This is a genomic window from Chryseobacterium endalhagicum, from assembly GCF_016745235.1.
GTDB lineage: Bacteria > Bacteroidota > Bacteroidia > Flavobacteriales > Weeksellaceae > Chryseobacterium > Chryseobacterium endalhagicum.
In genome coordinates, this window is record NZ_JAELVM010000003.1 from 317,408 (window position 1) to 339,649 (window position 22,242).

Genomic DNA, 22,242 nt, shown 5'->3' on the forward strand with positions numbered 1-22,242 from the left:
CTTACAAGCCGTTTTCTTTTGATAAACTTGTGCTTAAAATTTTATAAATAATTTTCCCAATTTCTATGATCTGTGCTTCCAGCTTATCTTCAAAAGGATAATTTTTGGAGTGTTTACACAGATATAACCAATATTTTGTTTCTTCAAGTTCTTTGGCTGCAATTTTTATTTTATTCACAAAATCTTTTTTACTGTAAGGATTCTGCGCTTCAAAAGAATTGGCACCAATACTTGTTCCTGAGCGTAATAACTGTTTAGCAATGACGAATTTCTTTTGCTGCTCCAATAATTCGCAAAACTCAATAATATCTAAAGAGAATTTTACTGTTTTTTCAATTAAAGGATTGTTTTCGAAATTGATCATTGTAATGATTGCTAAACTGTTACATTCTTAAATTGGTACATTAAATCCAGGAACTCATCAAACAAATAATTCGCATCTTCAGGGCCCGGGCTTGCTTCCGGGTGGTACTGAACGGAGAAGCATGGGTGGATCTTGTGTTTCAGACCTTCATTGGTTCTGTCGTTCAGGGCGATGTGGGTTTCAATAAGATCTGTATCTTTAAGGCTTTCCTGATCTACTGCGTAACCGTGGTTCTGGGAAGTGATGGATACTTTGTTTTTCTCCAGATCCAGTACAGGGTGGTTTCCGCCTCTGTGTCCGAATTTCAGTTTGAATGTTTTAGCGCCACAAGCCAGACCGATCAGCTGATGTCCCAGACAGATTCCGAAAATCGGAACTTTCCCTAATAATCCGCGGATCATTTCCAATGCCTGAGGGTTGTCTTCAGGGTCACCAGGACCGTTTGAAAGCATAATTCCATCCGGATCCATTAACAGAATCTCTTCTGCTGTGGTGTCGTGGGAAACTACAGTGATATCGCAGTTTCTTTGAGACAGCTCTCTGATGATTCCTAATTTGGAACCAAAATCTACCAAAACTACTTTTAAACCTCTTCCCGGATTGGCGTAAGCTGTTTTTGTAGAAACAGTTTCCACCTGATTAGTTGGGAAGTTTGTGCCTTTTAATTCTGCAACAACTTCGTTTTCATCCGTTTCAACGTTTACAATTTTTCCTTTCACAACGCCTGAATTACGAAGAATTCTGGTAAGTCTTCTGGTATCAATTCCAGAAATTCCTGAAAGGTTCTTCTTTTTAAATAATTCATCTAAAGTGATCTGAGTACGGAAATTGGAAGGCAGATCGCAAAGTTCTTTTACGATAAGCCCTTTAATAGCCGGCTCGATACTTTCATAATCATCACGGTTAATACCATAATTTCCGATAAGCGGATAGGTCATGCAAACAATCTGACCGCAGTATGACGGATCGGAGATCAACTCCTGATACCCAGTCATTCCGGTATTGAAAACTACTTCTCCGGCAGTTTCCAGTTCTGCTCCGAAACCTTCTCCATGAAACACTTCACCGGACTCCAGTATTAATTTTTTCTTCATTTTATTTATCTCTTTATTCTATTTTATTCTGTATTGTTTCTTTTGTACAATGTATAATGTCGGTTGTATAATGTATTTTATATTCATACATTTTACTTTTTACATTATACTTTTTTACAATTCTTTAAAGGTATACCCTTCTTTTTCCAGGGCTTCCTTCAGGATCGCCATTCTTGCGAAAACTCCGTTCTGCATCTGTTTGAAAATTCTTGAACGTTCACATTCCACAAGGTCTGTATCAATTTCTACTCCTCTGTTGATAGGTGCGGGGTGCATGATGATCGCTCCGTTTTTCATTGCTTTTTCTCTTTCTTTCGTCAAACCGTATTTTCTGTGGTATTCGGAAGCGGTGTAGCTCATTTTTGCATCGTGTCTTTCGTGCTGAATTCTTAAAAGCATCAATACATCCACCTCAGCGATTAACTGATCAACCGGTAAATACGTTCCATTAATTAAAGCCCCTTCATCAAACCAGTCTTCCGGTCCGGAGAAATATACTTTGGCGCCTAATCTTCTTAAAGCTTCAGCATTTGAATTGGCTACACGGCTGTGCTTTACATCTCCTACAATTCCTATCTTTAAACCTTCAAATTTTCCAAATTCCTGAAAAATCGTCATCAGATCCAGCATGCATTGGGAAGGATGGTTTCCTGTTCCGTCTCCCCCGTTGATCACCGGGATACTGATATTTTTTAATTCTTCAAAATACCGGTCTTTTTTGTCTCTGATCACCACCAGGTTTACTCCCAGACTCTGAATGGTTTTTACGGTATCATAAAGACTTTCCCCTTTGTTTACAGAGCTGTGTGAAGCATCAAATGGTACTACCTGCAGCCCCAGTTTTCTTTCTGCAATGTCAAAGCTGGTCTTTGTTCTTGTGCTGTCTTCAAAGAAAAGATTTGAGCAGAAAATTTCTCCTTCAATTTTTGCAGTTTTCCCGTTGGCAAAAGCCAGTGCTTCGGTCAGTATACTGTTGATTCTCTCGGTGCTTAGTTCTGTAATCGTAAACATAATTCTTATTTTTTGAGCATAAAAAAAGCGAAGACAGGATCTTCGCTTAATAACAATAAATATCGTAAAGGGCGCTTTCGCCCGGTAAATCTAATGATATAAATACTCTTTTATTCATTAGGTGCAAAGATATAACATTTTTACGAATCTACAAAACCAAAGTTTCAAATAAATTAAAACCCGCCAATCGTTCCTTATTCTCATTTTTAATTGATATTTTTGTTAAAACTCAAACCTACCCTATGGATTTAAAAGACAAAATGATTCTCAGCATCATTCAGGAAGACTCTACTTTATCGGTGAAAGAAATTTCAGAGAGGATAGGTCTTACGTTTACTCCTACTTATGAACGAATCAAGCAGCTGGAGAAACATGGCATTATTGAGAAATATGTGGGTCTTCTGAACCGTGAAAAACTGGGTTTGAATATTGTGGTCTACTGTAATGTCCGTCTTAAAGAACAATCCCAGAAAGTACTGGAAACCTTTGAGAAAAACATCACGAAACATGATGAAGTTCAGGAAATTATCAGTCTTTCCGGCGAATATGATTATATGCTTAAAATCATTGCAAAGGACATTAATTCTTATAATGATTTCGCGGTTAATGTGATCTCAAATATCCCCAATATTGGGCAGTACCACAGTTCTATTGTGCTTCATGAGGTGAAAAAATCAACTAAGTTTAAGATTGATCTGGAATAATCATTTTTTAAATTTAATTAAACCATTAAGATTATTTTAAGTGATTAAGCATCGTTAAGGATTCGCAAGCGAAACCTGATAAGCTTCCTGTATTTAAAATCGTAGATTTTCTTAATTAAACTTAAGAACTTCAATGATCTTAATGATTCAAAGTCAATCTACTTTAAAATTATCTTGAATAATTTCCTTGTTCAAATCAAACTAGCCATTCATATTAAAGATGCTTCGACTCCGCTCAGCATGACCCATCTAATACTAAATGTCATTTTGTAGCGATATCATGCTGAGTATAAACCAAAGGTTTACGAACGAAGTTCACGAAGCATCTGATCAAACTTTTAATCAAATTTAAAAGTCCAAGTGATTAAAGTTGATCAACCCAATAATTTATTTTTCAGCTTATTAAACTGATATTCTATTTTATCCAGACATAGATTTCCTATGCTTCCCTGATGACTATGATCGAGATTCCCCACTTCAAACTCGAATTCATTATTTTCAATCTCCTGCCCTACTTTTACATAGGCGTCACGGAATGAACTTCCTTTTTTTACTTCTTCATTAATCTTCTCTACGCTGAACAGATATTTATATTTTTCATCTTCCAGAATTCCATCCTTTACCTGAATATTCGGAAGCGTGTAGCTTAAGATTTCCAGACATTCCTTTAATGAATCGATAGCCGGGAAAAGAATTTCCTTTGTCAGCTGCACATCTCTGTGGTAGCCTGAAGGAAGATTATTGGTCAGCAGAATCAATTCATTAGGTAAGGATTGAATTCTGCTGCAACGTGCACGAACCAGTTCGAAAATATCCGGATTCTTTTTATGAGGCATAATACTGCTTCCTGTGGTAAATTCTTTCGGAAAACTGATAAAATTAAAGTTCTGGCTTAGATATAAACAGACGTCATAAGCAAACTTCCCCAGTGTTCCTGCTAAAGTCGCCATCGCCATCGACAGCATCTTCTCAGATTTCCCACGGGTCATCTGTGCGTACACAGAATTGTAATTCATAGACTTAAAACCTAAGTTGTAGGTCGTACTTTCTCTGTCAATAGGGAAAGAAGAGCCATATCCTGCCGCAGAACCCAGTGGATTTTTATTGATGATATTCTTCACCGAAAACAACAGTTCAACATCATCTAATAATGCTTCGGCATAAGCCCCAAACCATAATCCAAACGAAGATGGCATGGCAATCTGAAGGTGTGTGTAGCCCGGAAGAAGTATGTTTTTATGCTGCTCAGCCAGTTTGATGAGGATCTGAAAAAACTCATCGGTCAAAGCCGTTATTTCACGGACCTCATCCAACAGATAAAGTTTAATATCCAGTAAAACCTGATCATTACGGGATCTTGCGGTGTGGATCTTTTTTCCGGTATCTCCTAATTTTTCAATTAAAATAGCCTCAATCTGAGAATGGACATCTTCCGCTTCTTTATCGATTTCAAAGTTTCCGTTTTCTATATCTTTTAAAATATCTTCCAAAACCGAAAGCATCTGCTCTGATTCTTCCCCTGAGATAATTCCGGTTTCTGCCAGCATCCGGCAATGCGCCATGGAACCTTTAACATCATATTTTGCTAAACGTTCGTCAAAGTCAAGATCTTTCCCGACTGTAAATTTATTGACTAATATATTGGTGGCCAGGTCATCCTTCTGCCATATTTTTTTCATAATACTATTCTTTACAATATTCAAATTCGTTTCAACCTGCTCAGCAAAGCATCTTTAACTATAAAAAAACATCTCCGCACTGAAAAGTCTTCGTTTTTAATTTTCTTTTTTGCATAAATCTTTATTAAAAACTGAACTTTGATTGCCTGCTGAGCGGGGTTAAAACATTATTTTTAGAAGTTAGAGGTTAGAAATTAGATGTTAGTTTCGGGTGTACAAAATTTTCCCACTTCTAACTTCTAGTTTCTAATATCTAACTTCTTTTTACAACACTTTTTCCAGGATCCTGATATAGATCTCAATTCCTTCCTCAATCTCCTTGATATAGATGTATTCATCCGCTGTGTGGGAGCGCCTGCTGTCTCCGGGACCTATTTTCACCGAGGTACAAGGAATAATGGCCTGATCCGATGATGTAGGCGAACCGTAAGTGGTCCTTCCTATTTCCAGACCTGCCTGCACAAACGGATGGTCCATTTCTATTTTTGAGGAATTCAACCTGAAAGATCTGGCCGTAAGTGTAGATTTCATCTGCCACTGAATGATCTCAAAGGCTTCCTTATTGGAGTATTCATCAGTAACCCTTACATCCAGAGTGAATGTACAGGATTCCGGAACCACATTATGCTGAACACCGGCGTGAATTCCCGACAACGTAACTTTGATTTCTCCTAAATAATCTGAAATCTTAGGAAATCTGAAATTCAGAATACCCTGAAGATCTTCCATACATTTTACAATAGCGTTATCGTCGTTCGGGTGAGCAGCATGGGAAGGAGTTCCTTTCATTTCGCCATCTATGACCAGCAGTCCTTTTTCAGCAATCGCCAGATTCATCTGCGTGGGTTCTCCTACAATGGCGAGTTCTATATTCGGAAGCTGTGGAAACAGAGCTTCAATTCCATCAAATCCTGAAATCTCCTCCTCAGCCGTCAACGCAATAACTAAATTATATTTTAAATCTTCTTTGTCATAAAAATGTAGAAAAACCTGAGCCATAGACACCAGAGAAGCGCCTGCGTCATTACTGCCCAATCCGTACAGCTTTCCATCCTGCTCAACCGGAAGAAACGGATCCAAAGTGTATGCTTTGTTAGGTTTTACCGTATCGTGATGGGTATTGAGTAAAATTGATGGTTTAAATACATCAAAGTTTTTATTGACAGCCCAAATGTTGTTTTTAAAACGCTTTACAGGAATCTGATGTTTTACAAAAAAATTCTCAATTTCCACGGACGTGTTATATTCATCTTTGCTGAATGAAGGGATCGCAATCAGCTTTTTAAGCAATTCAACTGCATTGGCAAGCAATTCTTCCTTATGATAAACAGATTTCAGTTCCTTCATGATGATTTTCTATATGATTTTTTAATTGGGTTTCTTTGATTAAGAACACCTTATCTACATTATTTTTTACAGCACTGAGTGCATTTTCAAGTTTGGGAAGGATCCCTTTATGAAGCTTCCCTTCATCCTTTAAAGCAGAAAATTCTTCCTCCGAGATTGTTTTTATCACAGACTCCGGATTGTCTATATCTTCCAAAACCCCTTCTTTATCAAAGCAATACAACAACTCAACATCATATTTTACAGATAAAGCCTGTGCAATTACCGAGGCAATGGTATCCGCATTGGTATTGAAAAGATTTCCTTTTTTATCATGAGTAATAGCCGAGAATACAGGTATAAGTTGAAGCTTAATTAATTTTGAGATTAATTTTTTGTTGATGCTTTTCTTCTCGATATCGCCTACAAAACCAAAGTCAATTTCTGCATGTTCCCTCTTTTTAGCTTTAATCAGGTTCGCATCCGCTCCCGAAAATCCTATTGCCTTACATTTTTTCTGCTGAAGCTTTGCCACAATATTTTTATTGATACTTCCTGCATACACCATGGCCACAATATCCAGCGTTTCCTTATCCGTAATCCGTCTTCCGTTGATTAATTTCTGTTCAACGCCCAGCTTATCAGCTAAAGTGGTCGCCAGCTTTCCGCCTCCATGAACCAGGATTTTCTTTTCCTTAATTTCAGAAAACTGACCCAAAAACTGATCAAGCAGCTCCGGATCATCGATCAGGGCGCCTCCTATTTTTATGATGTATAATTTTTCTTTCATTTTGGTTGATAGGATTTCATCCTATTGTGGGTTAAATCATTCTTATTGATAGGATTTCATCCTACCCTGGGGTAAATCGTTCCTTTGGAACTCTTTATGGTTTAGGTCATTAAAAAATACGTTCTTACGATTCTTATCCTTGTCAAGGTTTAAAACCTTGACAAGGATTGAAAGGAATTCCAGTTATTTAGCATTCAATTCATCTAAAATTTCGCTGAAGACGGCTTGTGCAGAGAAAATTCTGTTTTTGGCCTGTTGGTAGATGATAGAGTTTTCACCGTCCATTACTTCATCGCTTAATTCTACATTACGGCGGACTGGTAAGCAGTGCATTACTTTTGCCTTATTGGTATTGTCCAGCTTTTCTGCAGTCAGCATCCAGTTTTCTTTTACTTCCGGCATCGCTGCGTATTCATCGAAAGACGACCAGTTTTTTACATAGACAAAATCAGCATCTTTTAACGCTTCATCCTGATCATGAATTACTTTTGTGTCTTTTGTAAATTTTTTATCCAGATCATACCCCTCGGGATTGGTGATCACAAACTCAACGTCCATTTCCTGCATCCATTCCGTGAATGAATTTCCTACTGCCTGAGCAATCGGTTTGATATGTGGAGCCCATGTTAAAACAACTTTTGGTTTACGCTCTTCTTTCCAGTTTTCTGTAATCGTAATGCAGTCCGCCAGGCTTTGCAGCGGGTGTCTTGTTGCCGATTCCAGAGAAATGACAGGTACTTTGGTGTGCTGCTCAAACTGACTCAGAATACTTTCATTGACATCGTCTTCTTTAGACTTCATTCCCGCAAAGCAACGTACAGCAATGATATCACAATATTGATTCAACACTTCTATTGCGTCTTTGATATGCTCAACAGTATCGCCGTTCATTACTGCCCCGTCTGCAAATTCCAGATTCCAGGCTTCCTGAGCTGCATTTAAAGTCAGGACATTCAATCCTAAATTCTGTGCTGCGATCTGGCTGCTTAAACGCGTTCTTAGACTTGAGTTTAAAAATACCAGACCTATGGTTTTTCCTTTTCCTTTTTCTGTTTCGGAGTGGGGATTTTCTTTAATTTGTAAAGCTTTTTTTATAATTTCCTGTAAGTTTTTTACGTCGCTTACAGAGGTGAATTTTTTCATTTGATGAATTTTTTAATTAATGGTGATAATCTTAACCCGTTTTGGGGTTTAAATCTTATCTAAAACTACTTTCAGAGCACCGACAAAAAGATCTGTTTCTTCTTTGCCAATATTAAGAGCCGGAAGGACCCTCAATACACTTTTGTCATTGGAATTTCCTGTAAAAATGTGATGATCGTATAATAGACTTTTCCTCACTTCCGAACAGTCCTGATCCAGCTCTATTCCAATCATTAACCCTTTCCTCCGGATAGATTTGATATGTGGAAAATCCTTAATTTCGTTTTCAATATAATCACCCATTTGCTGAGCATTATCCATAAGCTTTTCCTCCTTCATAACATCCAGAACAGCGATTGCTGCGGCACAAGCCAGGTGATTTCCTCCGAAAGTCGTTCCCAATAATCCATTGCTTGCCTCAAACTTTGGATGAATCAAAACACCTCCGATCGGGAAACCATTCCCCATCCCTTTCGCTGTCGTGATAATATCAGGTTTGATTTCAAATTCCTGATGAGCAAAGAAATATCCGCTCCTTCCATATCCTGACTGAACTTCATCAAGAATCAATACAGCATTATATTTCTCACACAATTCTTTGATTTTGGATAAAAATTCTTCCGTGGGAATCATAATTCCGCCCACGCCCTGAATTCCTTCAATGATAACAGACGAGATCTCACTTCCTTGTCCTTCAAAGATCTCTTCAAGCTGTTTGATGTCATTCCATTCTGATTTGATAAATCTTTCTGAAAAATTGACCGGCGCCACAATTTTAGGGTTATCTGTTACAGAAACCGCGGCAGAAGTTCTTCCATGAAATGAGCCGGAGAAATACAGCACTTTAGTTTTTCCGTTATGGAAAGAAGCCAGTTTTAATGCATTTTCATTTGCTTCAGCCCCTGAGTTGCACAGAAAAAGGTTGTAATCTTCATAGCCTGAAATTCCCCCCAGTTTCTCAGCCAGTTCAGCCTGCAATTCATTCTGAACAGAGTTTGAGTAAAAGGAAATTTTTTCCAGCTGCTCTTTCAGTTTATTCTGATAATGCGGATGATTATGGCCTATGGAAATCACTGCGTGACCGCCATAGAAATCAAGATATTTTTCACCTTTATCGTCCCAAAGGAATGAGCCCTGGGCTTTTACAGGATTTATGTTGAATAATGGATATACGTTGAATAAATTCATGTCTTGTTATAAATGATAATTGATAAATGATGAATGATAGTTCAGGGATTCGGGTTGCGAGATTCGGGATTTGAACCATCGGGTTAAAAATTCACAATTGACTTATTGACCATTCACTTTACTGGCCATTCACATTTTAAAATGCTACCGGTTTTAAGTTCAGTCCCAGGTTTTCTTCCCAGCCCATGGCTATATTCATGTTCTGTACAGCCTGTCCGGAAGCTCCTTTCAGCAGATTGTCAATCGCTGAGTGAATAACGGCTACATTTCCACTCTGTTCTATATGAATCACACAGCGATTCGTGTTGACAACCTGTTTCATGTCAATTGCACTTTCACTCACTTTTATAAAAGATTGATCTGCATAAAAATCTTTATACAACCGACTGATATCTGAAAAAATTAAATCCGTTTTTATTGTAGAACTTGTAAAAATTCCTCTTGCAAAATCTCCTCTCCATGGTACGAAATTCAAGCTTACCTCTTTTTTGTTGGCAGAAACCAATTGCTGCAAAACTTCTTCTACATGCTGGTGCGTCAGGGTTTTGTATGCTGAAATATTATCATTTCTCCATGTGAAATGAGTGGTAGACTGCAAAGACTGCCCCGCTCCTGTGGATCCCGTAATTCCGGTTGTATACACTTCACTCAGTAAGCCTCTTTCCGCCAATGGCAGCAAGGCCAATTGAATAGCCGTAGCAAAACATCCCGGATTGGCAATGCTTTTTGAACCCAGCAGATCTTTTTTATTGATCTCAGGAAGTCCATAGATAAAATTTCTGTTTCCAAAATAATTCTCCAAACGGAAATCATTGCCCAGATCAATGACTATGGTATCATCATGAACAGGATTCTGAGTTAACCAATTCCGGCTTTCCTTATGAGGCAGACACAGAAAAAGAATATCCACTTCTTCCGGTGTAGCCGTTAAAACCTGCTCACAAACGGCCGTTAAATCCGGGTACAAATCTGAAATTTTTGTCCCCGAATTGGAACGGCTATATAAAAAACTCAATGTCACATTGGGATGAAAAGCCAGCAGACGGACCAATTCGCTTCCGGTGTAGCCGTTGGCGCCTACAATTCCTACTTTTTTCATATTTTTAATGATATGATGATGTTGATAATTGATAGGATTTTATCCTATCCTTCGGTAAATTGTTTCTATTGATAGGACTGCATCCTATCCTGGGGTAAATCGTTCCGTTGGAACTCTTTATTTTTTATTTTGAATTGATCTGGTGGTAGATGTTCAGAGAGTTGCTTACAATTTTTGTATATCCTTTTACATCGTCTCCTGTCCAGGCTCTGTTGGCTTCACCGTAGCTTCCAAATTTATCCGACATCAGATCGTGGGCAGATTCAATTCCGTTTAAAACAAACCTGTACGGATAAAGGGTTACAAATACCTTTCCGGTTACTGTTTTCTGGGAATCCTGTAAGAAAGATTCAATATTTCTCATCACAGGATCAAGGAAAAGAGCTTCATGAAGCCAGTTTCCATACCAGTCGGAAAGCTGGGACTTCATCATCTGCTGATATTTTGAAAGGGTATGTTTCTCCAGTAAATGGTGCGATTTGATAATCACTGAAGCAGCGGCAGCCTCAAATCCAACTCTTCCTTTAATCCCAACAATCGTATCTCCAACGTGGATATCACGGCCTATTCCATAAGCAGAAGCCAGTTCTTCAATTTTTTGAATCGCATACACGGAATGTTCAAAGCTTTCGCCGTTTACAGCGATAATCTCTCCGTTTTTAAACTCAATTTCCAGTTCTGAAGGCTGATTTTCTTTAACCTGAGACGGAAAAGCCTCTTCAGGAAGAGAATTTCTTGATGTCAATGTTTCTTTTCCACCTACAGAAGTTCCCCAAAGTCCTTTGTTGACAGAATACTGGGCTTTATGGAATTCCATTTCATACCCATGGCTTTTCAGAAATTCAATTTCTTCCTCACGGGACAAGCTCATATCGCGGATAGGTGTGATAATTTCCACTTCCGGACACATCACCTGAAAAATCAAATCGAAACGGACCTGATCGTTACCAGCTCCCGTACTTCCATGGGCAATGGCATCAGCACCGGTCTCAATCGCGTATTTTGCAATTTCCTGCGCCTGAACTGTACGTTCTGCACTCACAGATAAAGGATAGGTATTATTTTTCAGCACATTTCCGAAAATCAGATACTTTACACATGAATTGTAGTAATCTTCCTGAGCATCTACGCACCTGTACCCTTTTACTCCAAGATTAAAGGCTTTTTTCTCCAGTTCTTTTTCTTCTTCTTTTGAAAAACCTCCGGTATTTACGGTTACTGCATACACATCATATCCAAGTGTCTCGCTAAGATATTTGGCGCAGTAAGAGGTGTCCAAACCTCCGCTAAATGCTAAGATTACTTTCTTTTTCTCCATTGTACTCATCAATTTCGGACTGCTGAATTTCAGTCCCGTTTACTTTATTATTATTTTCAGGAACGAAAAGCATGGCTGTACACAGACAGTTTTTACGTTCCTTTTTCATTAAAATTTCATAATTCACGCAGTTCTTACACCCGCTCCAAAACTCTTCATCCTGAGTAAGTTCTGAATAAATTACCGGTTTATATCCAAGATCACTATTGATCTTCATCACCGCAAGTCCTGTGGTTAATCCAAATACTTTTGCATCCGGATATTTCTCTCTGGATAACTGGAACACTTTATTCTTGATCAAAGTGGCTACGCCTCTGTTCCTGTAGTTTGGAGACACAATAAGTCCGGAATTGGCTACAAACTGACCATGCGACCAGGTCTCTATATAACAGAATCCCACCCATTCCCCGTTTTCAGTGGCTACCACAGCATTGCCTTCTGAAATCTTTTTCGTTAAATATTCGATGGAACGTTTTGCGATCCCCGTTCCTCTACGCTGTGCAGAATCATACATTTCCTGCTGTATTTCACCCACATATGTTAAATGTTCGCATGAGGAAATTTCTATTTCCATTTATTTATCTGAATTTTTTGGCAAATTTAAAGCATAATAACTTTAAAAACCAAATAAAAAAGATAAAATTTTTGTTTTAATAAAATAAACAGGTAATTTTATCTTTAACGGCAAATTTAATTTTGCTAAATTATTATATATTTGCTAAAAAGATATAGTCATGGAAAATAAGTGCCCAAAATGCAGCGGATCTGAGATTGTAAAAAGCGGTGTCATTAATGAAAAGCAGCGTTTTCTCTGCAAAGACTGCAAATATTATTTCACCGTAAAAAAAATGGGAAAACAGATCGATGATTATTACGTCACCAAAGCTCTCCAGCTCTATCTTGAAGGTTTAAGCTATCGCGAAATCGAACGGATTATCGGGGTTTCCCATGTAACGATCAGCTCCTGGATCAAGAAGTATAACATCACAAGACCACCCCACTCAGAGTTCCATCCGGTGTATAAAATTTTAAAACAGAATGAACTGACCGAGTATATTTCCAAAGAGGAAAACCTTAAAAATTCTGGGCTTATTATTACGCAGTTTGCGGATAAGTATATGCTGATTAAGTGGGAGAGGTTTAAGAAGTAGAGAAGATTTAAGAATAAAGATGCAAGACATCAGATTTCAGACATCAGACGTCAGACTGAAGACTTTGAGATTTGTGAAATGTCAATTGTGAATCTTGCTTTGCAAGTGAATGTATACCGAGCTGATAAACTCTAACTCTAAACCAACAACAAGCAACTGACAACCAGCAACACACTTACTCTCCAATCTCGAAAACACGAACCCCGCAACAAACAACAAGCAACAAGCAACCATAAAAACTAAAAACTATACCATTACCACTAATATATATTAAATTTTCGTAAACAAATTATTAATTACAATTTGGCTTTCACAAAAAACAACGCCAAAAATTGATAATTTATGAAGAAATTACTTTCATTTATTGGATTAGCCCTAATAAGCAGTTCTTTATATTCACAGGGTTCTCCTGATTACGGAGGCGGACTAAAATTAAACCTCAACCCTGAAGGAGATAAATTTGTCAGATTTATTTTATGGGACCAGTTCTGGCTCAGAAATACGGAAATGAATCCCGGAAGTATGGTCGCGAATGAAGCTACTGATAATTCCTGGAGTCTGGGAAACAGAAGATTACGCGCCTTAGCCTATGCACAGATTTCCAAAAGATACATGATTCTTCTTCATTTTGGAATCAACAATCAGACTTTCATTAACGGCGGAGCTACAGGAACCACAGGAACAGGAGGTTACGGAAACGGCAAGAAAACCCAGCTCTTTTTCCATGATGCATGGAATGAGTATGCAGTTATTTTACCTGGAGAAGCCGGAAAATTCAGTTTATCTTTAGGCGCAGGGCTTCATTATTATATGGGACTTTCCCGTATGACGATGGCTTCTACCCTGAATTTCCTTACTGTAGACTCTCCTATTTTCTCATGGCCTTTAATTGACAACTCGGATCAGTTTGCAAGACAGCTAGGGATGTTTGCTAAAGGAAAATATGGTAAGCTGGAATACCGTTTCAGTTTAAACAAGCCTTTTGCAACCGATCTGGTTCCGGTAAACGTTACTGATCCTGCCAGGGCTGCTGCTGTAGACAATAATGGAAACCCAAGCTTTTCAAAAGCCGGATATGTTGAGTACCAGTTTCTTGATGATGAGTCCAATACACTTCCTTTCAAAGTGGGTTCTTATCTGGGAACAAAGAAGGTTTTCAATGTAGGGGCAGGTTTTTATCATCAGGCAGACGGAACAAGAACTTCGGTGAATTCCAATATAGAAAAACATGATATTACACTATTGGCGGTAGATGCTTTTGCAGATATTCCATTAGGGAATGCGAAAAATAAAATGGCGGTTTCTGCATACGCCGGATATTTTAATTACAATTTCGGTCCTAATTATCTGAGAAACCTCGGAACGATGAACATTGCAGCATCGGATCCTAATTTTACAGGAAATAAAGCCATCGCAGGACCAGGAAATTTACAGCCTATGATCGGAACCGGCAACGTGATCTATGCACAGGCCGGATTACTCCTTCCCAGCCAGGCAGAGAAACCGAAGATCAGGATACAGCCTTTTGCGGCATACACTCATAAAAATTTTGAAGCGCTTGACAAATCGTCATCCCAGTTCGATATAGGAGCTAACTGGTTTCTGGACGGTCATCACGCAAAGATCACGACTCAGTATTCCACAAGACCGGTGTATACCAATCCTACGGAAAGCCCTTCTTCAAAAGGGGAATTTATTGTACAGTTCCAGATTTATCTATAAAATTTTAAACCATTAAGAAAAATGAAGACAGTAAGATAAGTTAAGCTCCATCGAAGATGGATAAAGCATTTTACTTAAAGCTTTAGCTGTAATCTTAATATTCTTAACCACTCAAAAAAAACTTAATGGTGAAAAAATAATTTCAAGCCAACAACTTCGGATGAATTTAATATCTTAATCCATTAACATCAAAATCAATCAACATGAGCGAAAATCACCACGAAAACTACGAGAATATGACCGACCGGCAGAAAAACCGCACCATCTGGAGCGTGATCACTGCCTCATCTCTCGGTACTCTGATAGAATGGTATGACTTTTATATTTTCGGAAGCTTAGCCATTGTTTTAGCGACCAAATTTTTTCCCGCAGATAATCCTACCGCAGCCTTTTTATCTACACTGGCTACTTTCGCCGCAGGATTTGTGGTAAGACCTTTCGGAGCCTTATTTTTCGGGAGACTGGGCGATATTATTGGAAGAAAATATACATTCCTTGTTACTTTGCTGATCATGGGATTCTCCACGTTCCTGATCGGATGTATTCCCGGATATGAAACCATTGGATTCATGGCGCCGGTTTTAGTTTTAATCTTAAGACTTTTACAAGGTTTGGCATTGGGAGGAGAATACGGAGGTGCTGCAACCTATGTTGCAGAATACGCACAACCTCACAGAAGAGGATATTGGACTTCATGGATTCAAACCACTGCAACCGCAGGACTTTTCATTTCACTAATCGTGATTTTAATTACTAAAAACACATTATCTGCAGCAGAATTTGATTCCTGGGGATGGAGGGTTCCGTTCTGGATTTCCATTTTAATGGTGGGTGTTTCGTATTTCATCAGAAAAAACATGAAAGAATCTCCGCTTTTTGCCAAGGCTAAAAGTGAAGGAAAAACCTCTAAAAATCCTTTGAAAGAAAGTTTCGGAAATAAATTTAATTTCAAATTCGTCTTATTAGCACTATTCGGGGCTGCAATGGGTCAGGGTGTTATCTGGTATACCGGACAATTCTACGCTATGAGTTTCCTTCAGAAAGTAATGAATATAGATTCGATGCAGGTGGATTATCTAATGGCTACTGCCCTGTTAATGGGAACCCCGTTCTTTGTTTTTTTCGGCTGGCTTTCAGATAAAATCGGACGAAAAGCAATTATGATGGCCGGTATGCTGGTTGCTATTTTAGCCTACAGACCTATTTACGACAGCATGTACAAAAGTGTCAACATAGAAGCTAAAACCGTTGCCAATAATGGCATCAAGGAGACAAGAACCGCCGCCATTCACAAAGATATTGCATCGGACAGCTTAATTACATTTCATAAAGAAACGACGTTTACAGACGGAACCTTTATTAAAAAGGACAGCATCGTACACTGGTCTGCAGCCGGCCCTGTCATGAAAGACGGAAAAGCAGAAGAACCAAAAATTACAAAATCGATTACACTGAATAACGATACAAGATGGTACCTGGTGTTTCTGGTCTTCATTCAGGTGATATTTGTAACCATGGTTTACGGTCCTATTGCTGCTTTCCTTGTGGAAATGTTCCCGGTAAGAATCCGCTACACCTCAATGTCGCTGCCATATCATATCGGAAACGGGGTATTTGGGGGACTTCTTCCGGCGGTTGCCACTTATCTGGTGACTCAGGGAAAAGATGCAGGACATCCAACGTGGTATCTGGAAGGACTTTGGTACCCGATCGGGGTTGCCACGGTCTGTTTAATCATCGGATTGTTTTATCTTAAAAATAAGAATAATAATATTCATGATTAGACACAGAATCACTTAATTTTTTACTAATTTTAAAACTACTAAAATGAACGGACTAAAAAAAATATTAGGCATACTCTGGATTGCAGTGGCACTGGTGGTGGGCTATTTCGGAACTACGGTTTTAGGAATTCCAAAGATCACTTCAGGCAAGCAGGAAGATCTGGTATTCGGGATCATCATCTTATTTGTGCTGATGCCGATTATCTCAGGCGGAATGGCCATTTTCGGATACTATTCGCTGATAGGAGAATATTCGGACGATAAGATTTAAGTTTATAAACGATTAATGATAATTGATGGGTGATAGTTACTCATCAATTATCTTTTATCAATCATCATTTATGAAAAAAAGACACGAACAAAAACTGATTATCCTGAGCATCGGACTGATGATGGCTTTCAGCATCCCTATTTCACTGCTATTCAACAGTGAAAAAGATGTTTTCGGCTACCCGATGATCCTGATCTATCTGTTCGCCGTCTGGATGATCTCTATCATTATTTCTTTTGTAATCGTAAAAAAGTATGATGAGTAGTTTCGCGTTATTTGTTGTCGTTCTGCTGTATCTGGCCCTTTTGTTCCTGGTTGCCCACCTGGCAGAAAAGAAGAGGAGCAAACGGTGGATCAACAATCCTTACATTTATGCATTGTCTCTGGCGGTCTACTGTACAGCCTGGACTTATTACGGAAGCATTGGTGTTGCGGCCACAAGCGGACTGAACTATCTTCCCATTTACATCGGGCCTATCATGATTATCCCGGCCTGGATCTATATCAACACAAGGATTGTAAGGATTTCAAGGATTAACAAAATCAGCAGTCTGGCGGATTTTATTTCTTTAAGATACGGAAACAGCAGAAGTTTCAGTGCTATGATCACGATTGTCTGTTTACTGGCTATCGTTCCTTATATCGGGCTTCAAATCAAAGCGATTTCTGAGACTTTTCATCTGGTTACCGAAACGCCCATGTCTCAAAATATACTGACGGACAATGCAACGTTCGTGGTTGTTTTAATTGCTTTATTTTCATCCTATTACGGCACAAGATACGTAGATGCTTCGGAAAAACGTCTGGGAATTATTTCAGCGATTGCTTTGGAGAGTTTTTTAAAGCTGTTCTTCATCATCATTCTGGGAATATTCGTCATTTATTTTGTTTTCGACGGATTTTCGGATATTTATGAAAAGGCGAGCAAATTTGAAGATTTTAAACAAAAAAATACATTCAACGGAATTGAAGGTGCCATGAACTGGATGGTTCTATGTATGATTTCAGCCACAGCGATCTGTATTCTGCCGAGACAGTTCCATACAGCCATTATCGAGAATCGTCAGGAGAAGCACATCAGAACAGCGATCTGGTTTTTTCCGCTGTACTTACTGATCTTCACCATATTTATCTTCCCGATTGCATGGGGCGGAAGGCTTATTTTTGACGGTCAGAATGTGAATCCGGAGTTCTACTCTATCCTGATTCCGCAGCATTTTGGCAATACTTTAATTACGGTTTTTGTATTTCTTGGCGGCCTGAGCTCATGCATTTCCATGGTTATTATTTCCGCCATTACCCTATCCATCATGCTTTCCAACAACCTCATCATTCCTTACGGTTTACTGGGGAAATTCAAGTCCGACAACGAGGTTCAGAATACTAGAAACATCACGAATATCAGGAAATTCAGCATCTTCGCCCTGATCATCATGGCTTTTGTTTTCTATAAATATTTCATCCTGAAAACGTCGCTGGATTCCGTAGGACTGATCTCTTTTGTTGTCATTGCGCAGCTGGCTCCTTCCTTTTTCGGGGCTATTTTCTGGAGAAGAGGCAGTTATAAAGGTGCTGTAGCAGGACTTCTCGCGGGACTGGCGATCTGCTATTTCGGGCTGATTATTCCGCAGTATTATTTCTCTTACAATCAGGAATTCAAAGGAGTGATCCGGGAAATGTATGATGCTTTTGCGTTTTTCAACATCCCTTTTCTGAGCAGAATATCCCAGATTTTTTTCTGGTCTATTTTTGTGAATACAACCCTGTTTGCCATTATTTCTGTGAGTGTGAAAGGAAATTACAGGGAAAGAAATTTCGCAGAACTGTATGTTGACATCGACAAATACATTCAAAACCACGAAAATGCTTTTATCTGGCGCGGAACCGCTTATATTTCTGACATTAAGAATATTCTTGAAAGATTTCTGGGCAAAAACAAAACGGAACAGGCCTTAAGAATCTTTAATTTAAAATATAATATTGATTCTAAAACCGAAACAGCGGATTCAAGGTTCATCAAGTTCTCGGAAAACCTTCTGGCGGGAAGAATCGGAACGGCATCAGCAAAAATATTGATTGAAGGCGTGACGAAGGAGGATAAAATATCTTTAAAGGAAGTTTTAAATATTCTGGAGGAATCTAAAGAAAATATTACACTCAATAAAAAATTAACGGAACAGTCTGAGGAATTACAAAAGCTTTCTGATGATCTCAGAACAGCGAATGAAAACCTGATTGTCAAAGACCGTCAGAAAGACGATTTCCTTGATTCCGTTGCCCATGAATTGAGAACCCCGATCACCGCCATCCGTTCTGCGGGAGAAATTCTGGCAGACGATGATGATATTCCAACGGATATTAAACAGGAATTTTTAAACAATATCATCACGGAATCTGACAGATTGAGCGAGATCATCAATGACATTCTTTATCTTGACAAGCTGGAACACGGGGAAATTGCTTTAAATATCGGTGAGAACAACATTTTGGAAACCTTCAAAAAAGCGTTAAATCCATTGCTCCATCTGATTCAGCAGAAAAGCATTCATTTAAGTGAAGTGAATTTGTTGAACAGAACATTATTTGACTATGATGAAGCAAGAATGATCCAATTGTTTCAGAATATCCTCGGAAATGCTTTAAAATTCACCGATGATCAGGGAACCATACAAACCAAACTGTCTGATAAGGAAGATCAACTGACCATCTCCATTTTCAATACCGGAAGACACATTCCTGAAGAAGATCTGGAAATGATTTTTGATAAGTTTTACCAATCCAAAAACCAGAATATTTTAAAACCTACAGGGAGCGGACTCGGACTGGCTATTTCCAGAAAGATCGTACAGGCGCACAGCGGGACCATACACGCGGAAAACAGCGGCCTGGGCGTCACTTTTACGATACGCATACCTTACAACATACTACAAAAGATTATAAATGAAGTTGAACAAAACCAATAACCATCTATGAGAAAGATCATTATTGCCGATGACGAACACAAAATATTAATGTCGCTGGAATACAGCTTTAAGAAAAACGGCTACGACGTTTACATTGCCAGAGACGGAACAGAAGTTCTGGACTTCCTGAAAACCATGGTTCCTGATGTAATTCTTCTGGATATCATGATGCCGAATCTGGATGGATATAGCACCCTGGAGGCCATCAAAGAAGATGAAAGACTCAAAGAGACAAAAGTCATCTTCCTGAGCGCAAAAAACAACCCGAAAGACATTGAAAAAGGATTAAAAATGGGCGCTGATGCGTATGTAACGAAGCCGTATTCCATTAAAAAGCTGATGCAGCAGATTGAGGAGATGTTTGGGTAGGAGATTTCAGATTTTAGACATCAGATTCCAAATATCAGACTCCAGACTTACAACCGGAGTGTTGAATTAAAGCTAAAAACTGTGTGGACATCCTTGGCAAGGTTTAAAACCTTGCCAAGGATAGGAAAATTCAGACTTACCACTGAAAATACCGGATAGTAGATTAAAAACAAGACTCAGTCATTGCGAGCAAAGCGAAGCAATCTCTTAATGTACTTAACTTCTAAATGAATCTTAATCTTTTTAAAACCATTAAGATTTTATTTAAGTGGTTTAGACTATTAAGTTTCAGCATTGCTTTTAAGGGATTACAGACCTTCCGCAAAAACAAAACATGAAACACAAAAATTAATATGGACGCAGATATTTTATTTAAACAAAGCATAGAAGACAAAGAAAACTTCTGGAAAGAACAGGCCGGAGAAATCCGGTGGTTTGAATTTCCCGGACAGATTCTTTCCAAAGATAAAAATGAGTATGCACAATGGTTCTCCGACGGAAAACTCAATATGTGCTATTTGTGCATCGACAGGCATATTGAAGACGGTTTTGGAGACGAGACCGCCATTATTTATGACTCTCCGGTAACCCATCAGAAAAGGGCCTATACTTTTAATCAGGCTCAGGAGGAAATTTCAAAATTTGCCGGAGGACTTGCCTCCTTAGGTTTACAAAAAGGCGACACTGCTGTGATCTATATGCCGATGATCCCGCAGACGCTTTTCGCAATGCTGGCCTGCGCAAGAATCGGAGTGATTCACAATGTGGTTTTCGGAGGTTTTGCTCCGCATGAGCTGGTGGTAAGAATCGACGACTGCAAGCCAAAAGCTTTAATCACCGCAACCGCAGGTGTGGAAATCGCAAAGAGAATTCCTTATCTGCCGCTTGTAGAAAAAGCCATTGAACTGGCACAGGATAAGGTTGATAACATCATTGTTTACAACAGAAAACTGGTAGACAATCAACATGAAATGTTTGACGGCCTGATCGATTATGAAGAACTGGTTCAAAAATCAGCGCCCGCAGACTGTGTTTCCGTAGAATCAACTCATCCGCTGTATCTGCTTTACACTTCCGGAACTACCGGAAAACCCAAAGGCATTGTACGGGATACGGGAGGATACGCGACTGCTTTAAAGTTTTCCATGAAATACATTTACGGAGTAGAACCCGGAGAAACCTATTGGGCAGCCTCGGATTTTGGATGGGCAGTCGGACACAGCTTCAGTGTTTACGGACCGCTTATCAACCGGAATACAACAATTATTTTTGAAGGAAAACCCATTATGACACCGGACGCAGGAACTTTCTGGAGAATTATTTCAGAATATAAAGTTTCTGTGATGTTTACCGCTCCTACCGCCATCAGAGCGATTAAAAAAGAAGATCCAAACGGAGAACTGGTTAAAAAATACGATCTGTCTCATTTCAAGAAACAGTTTCTGGCAGGGGAAAGATGTGATGTAGCCACTTTGGACTGGTTTGCAGAACACATCGGAGTTCCTGCTATTGATCACTGGTGGCAGACCGAGTCCGGATGGCCCATGCTGGGACTGATGACTTTTAACGAGGATTACAAAATTAAAAGAGCTTCTGCCGGAAAACCCATTCCGGGATATGACATCAAGATCTTTGATGAGAACGGATATGAACTTGACGCGCATCAGGAAGGTTATTTAATCATCAAACTTCCACTTCCCCCCGGAGCGCTTTTGGGCATCTGGAATGATAATGAACGTTTCCAGAGCAGCTATCTTTCGCAGTATAAAGGTTATTATTTCTCGGGAGACGGCGCTATTCGCGATGAAGACGGCTATATTTTCATAACCGGAAGGGTTGATGATGTTATTAACGTTGCCGGACACCGGCTTTCTACCTCGGAAATGGAGGAAATTGTATCTTCCCACCCCGATGTTGCAGAATGTGCCGTTGTAGGAATTGATGATGAGCTTAAAGGCCAGGTTCCTTTTGCTGCGGTTGTCTTAAAAAATGGCTCGGCAATTACTGAAGAAGATATTGAAAAAGATATTATCAGAATGGTCCGGGAGAAGATTGGTGCCGTAGCTTTTTTAAAGAATGCAATGGTTGTCAAACGCTTACCGAAAACCAGGTCCGGAAAAATCCTGAGAAAGCTGATCAGAACACTGCTGGATGGAAAGGATTTCCAGATTCCGTCTACGATAGATGATGAAAAAATCATTGAAGAAATTCAGGAAAAAATTGATGAATACAGGGCTTAAGCCATAAATTAAACATATATTTAATA

General features: G+C 39.0%; 20 protein-coding genes. 9 read left to right on the forward strand and 11 right to left on the reverse strand.

Features of this window, described 5'->3' with window-relative positions:
- Position 1 precedes the first annotated feature (1 nt).
- From JET18_RS17165 to JET18_RS17175, 3 genes are all read right to left on the reverse strand, one after another.
- Positions 2-364, reverse strand: coding sequence for a four helix bundle protein (locus JET18_RS17165; RefSeq protein ID WP_202093065.1), 363 nt, complete (start codon positions 362-364; stop codon positions 2-4).
- Between the two features lie 11 nt (positions 365-375).
- Positions 376-1,458, reverse strand: coding sequence for a carbamoyl phosphate synthase small subunit (locus JET18_RS17170; RefSeq protein WP_202093067.1), 1,083 nt, complete (start codon positions 1,456-1,458; stop codon positions 376-378).
- Positions 1,459-1,572: 114 nt separating this feature from the next.
- Positions 1,573-2,469 (reverse strand): aspartate carbamoyltransferase catalytic subunit, encoded by an 897-nt coding sequence (locus JET18_RS17175; RefSeq protein WP_228728585.1) that lies wholly within the window; start codon positions 2,467-2,469, stop codon positions 1,573-1,575.
- A 242-nt stretch (positions 2,470-2,711) separates the two neighbouring features.
- On the opposite strand from JET18_RS17175, the gene JET18_RS17180 reads away from it, so the two are divergent.
- Positions 2,712-3,173, forward strand: coding sequence for an Lrp/AsnC family transcriptional regulator (locus tag JET18_RS17180; RefSeq protein ID WP_202093069.1), 462 nt, complete (start codon positions 2,712-2,714; stop codon positions 3,171-3,173).
- Between the two features lie 374 nt (positions 3,174-3,547).
- Here JET18_RS17180 and argH read toward each other — a convergent pair whose 3' ends face one another.
- The 8 genes from argH to JET18_RS17220 all read right to left on the reverse strand — a co-directional run bounded on the left by argH (position 3,548) and on the right by JET18_RS17220 (position 12,290).
- Positions 3,548-4,852 carry an argininosuccinate lyase gene (argH, locus tag JET18_RS17185; protein WP_202093070.1) on the reverse strand — a complete coding sequence of 435 codons (1,305 nt, stop codon included), beginning with the start codon at positions 4,850-4,852 and terminating at the stop codon, positions 3,548-3,550.
- 264 nt (positions 4,853-5,116) lie between these two features.
- Positions 5,117-6,199: a M20 family metallo-hydrolase gene (locus JET18_RS17190; RefSeq protein WP_202093071.1), complete on the reverse strand. Its 1,083-nt coding sequence runs from the start codon at positions 6,197-6,199 to the stop codon at positions 5,117-5,119.
- Positions 6,171-6,968, reverse strand: coding sequence for an acetylglutamate kinase (argB, locus tag JET18_RS17195; RefSeq protein ID WP_202093072.1), 798 nt, complete (start codon positions 6,966-6,968; stop codon positions 6,171-6,173). Before argB ends, JET18_RS17190 begins: the two co-directional genes overlap by 29 nt.
- A 183-nt stretch (positions 6,969-7,151) precedes the next feature.
- Entirely contained in the window at positions 7,152-8,111 is a 960-nt protein-coding gene (locus JET18_RS17200; protein WP_202093073.1) for an N-acetylornithine carbamoyltransferase, read from the reverse strand.
- A 48-nt stretch (positions 8,112-8,159) separates the two neighbouring features.
- Positions 8,160-9,299, reverse strand: coding sequence for an aspartate aminotransferase family protein (locus tag JET18_RS17205; RefSeq protein WP_202093074.1), 1,140 nt, complete (start codon positions 9,297-9,299; stop codon positions 8,160-8,162).
- A 136-nt stretch (positions 9,300-9,435) separates the two neighbouring features.
- A complete protein-coding gene (gene argC / locus JET18_RS17210) occupies positions 9,436-10,398 on the reverse strand; it encodes an N-acetyl-gamma-glutamyl-phosphate reductase (RefSeq protein WP_202093075.1) in 963 nt (320 codons plus the stop codon).
- A 124-nt stretch (positions 10,399-10,522) separates the two neighbouring features.
- Positions 10,523-11,716, reverse strand: coding sequence for an argininosuccinate synthase (argG, locus tag JET18_RS17215; protein ID WP_202093076.1), 1,194 nt, complete (start codon positions 11,714-11,716; stop codon positions 10,523-10,525).
- Positions 11,685-12,290: a GNAT family N-acetyltransferase gene (locus tag JET18_RS17220; protein WP_202093077.1), complete on the reverse strand. Its 606-nt coding sequence runs from the start codon at positions 12,288-12,290 to the stop codon at positions 11,685-11,687. The genes argG and JET18_RS17220 overlap by 32 nt, the downstream gene beginning before the upstream one ends.
- Before the next feature lie 160 nt (positions 12,291-12,450).
- On the opposite strand from JET18_RS17220, the gene JET18_RS17225 reads away from it, so the two are divergent.
- The 8 genes from JET18_RS17225 to JET18_RS17260 all read left to right on the forward strand — a co-directional run bounded on the left by JET18_RS17225 (position 12,451) and on the right by JET18_RS17260 (position 22,216).
- Complete coding sequence (locus tag JET18_RS17225) at positions 12,451-12,867, forward strand: IS1/IS1595 family N-terminal zinc-binding domain-containing protein (protein ID WP_202093078.1); 417 nt, start codon at positions 12,451-12,453, stop codon at positions 12,865-12,867.
- A gap of 342 nt (positions 12,868-13,209) precedes the next feature.
- Positions 13,210-14,589, forward strand: coding sequence for a porin (locus JET18_RS17230; RefSeq protein ID WP_202093080.1), 1,380 nt, complete (start codon positions 13,210-13,212; stop codon positions 14,587-14,589).
- Positions 14,590-14,792: 203 nt separating this feature from the next.
- Entirely contained in the window at positions 14,793-16,373 is a 1,581-nt protein-coding gene (locus tag JET18_RS17235; protein ID WP_202093081.1) for an MFS transporter, read from the forward strand.
- Positions 16,374-16,416: 43 nt separating this feature from the next.
- Positions 16,417-16,644 (forward strand): DUF6814 family protein, encoded by a 228-nt coding sequence (locus JET18_RS17240; protein WP_034743685.1) that lies wholly within the window; start codon positions 16,417-16,419, stop codon positions 16,642-16,644.
- A 70-nt stretch (positions 16,645-16,714) separates the two neighbouring features.
- Entirely contained in the window at positions 16,715-16,909 is a 195-nt protein-coding gene (locus tag JET18_RS17245) for a hypothetical protein (RefSeq protein WP_034731116.1), read from the forward strand.
- A complete protein-coding gene (locus JET18_RS17250; RefSeq protein ID WP_202094348.1) occupies positions 16,902-19,607 on the forward strand; it encodes an ATP-binding protein in 2,706 nt (901 codons plus the stop codon). Before JET18_RS17245 ends, JET18_RS17250 begins: the two co-directional genes overlap by 8 nt.
- A 6-nt stretch (positions 19,608-19,613) precedes the next feature.
- Positions 19,614-19,976: a response regulator transcription factor gene (locus tag JET18_RS17255; RefSeq protein WP_202093082.1), complete on the forward strand. Its 363-nt coding sequence runs from the start codon at positions 19,614-19,616 to the stop codon at positions 19,974-19,976.
- 353 nt (positions 19,977-20,329) lie between these two features.
- On the forward strand, positions 20,330-22,216 hold the full coding sequence (locus JET18_RS17260) for an AMP-binding protein (protein WP_202093083.1): 1,887 nt from the start codon (positions 20,330-20,332) through the stop codon (positions 22,214-22,216).
- Positions 22,217-22,242 lie beyond the last annotated feature (26 nt).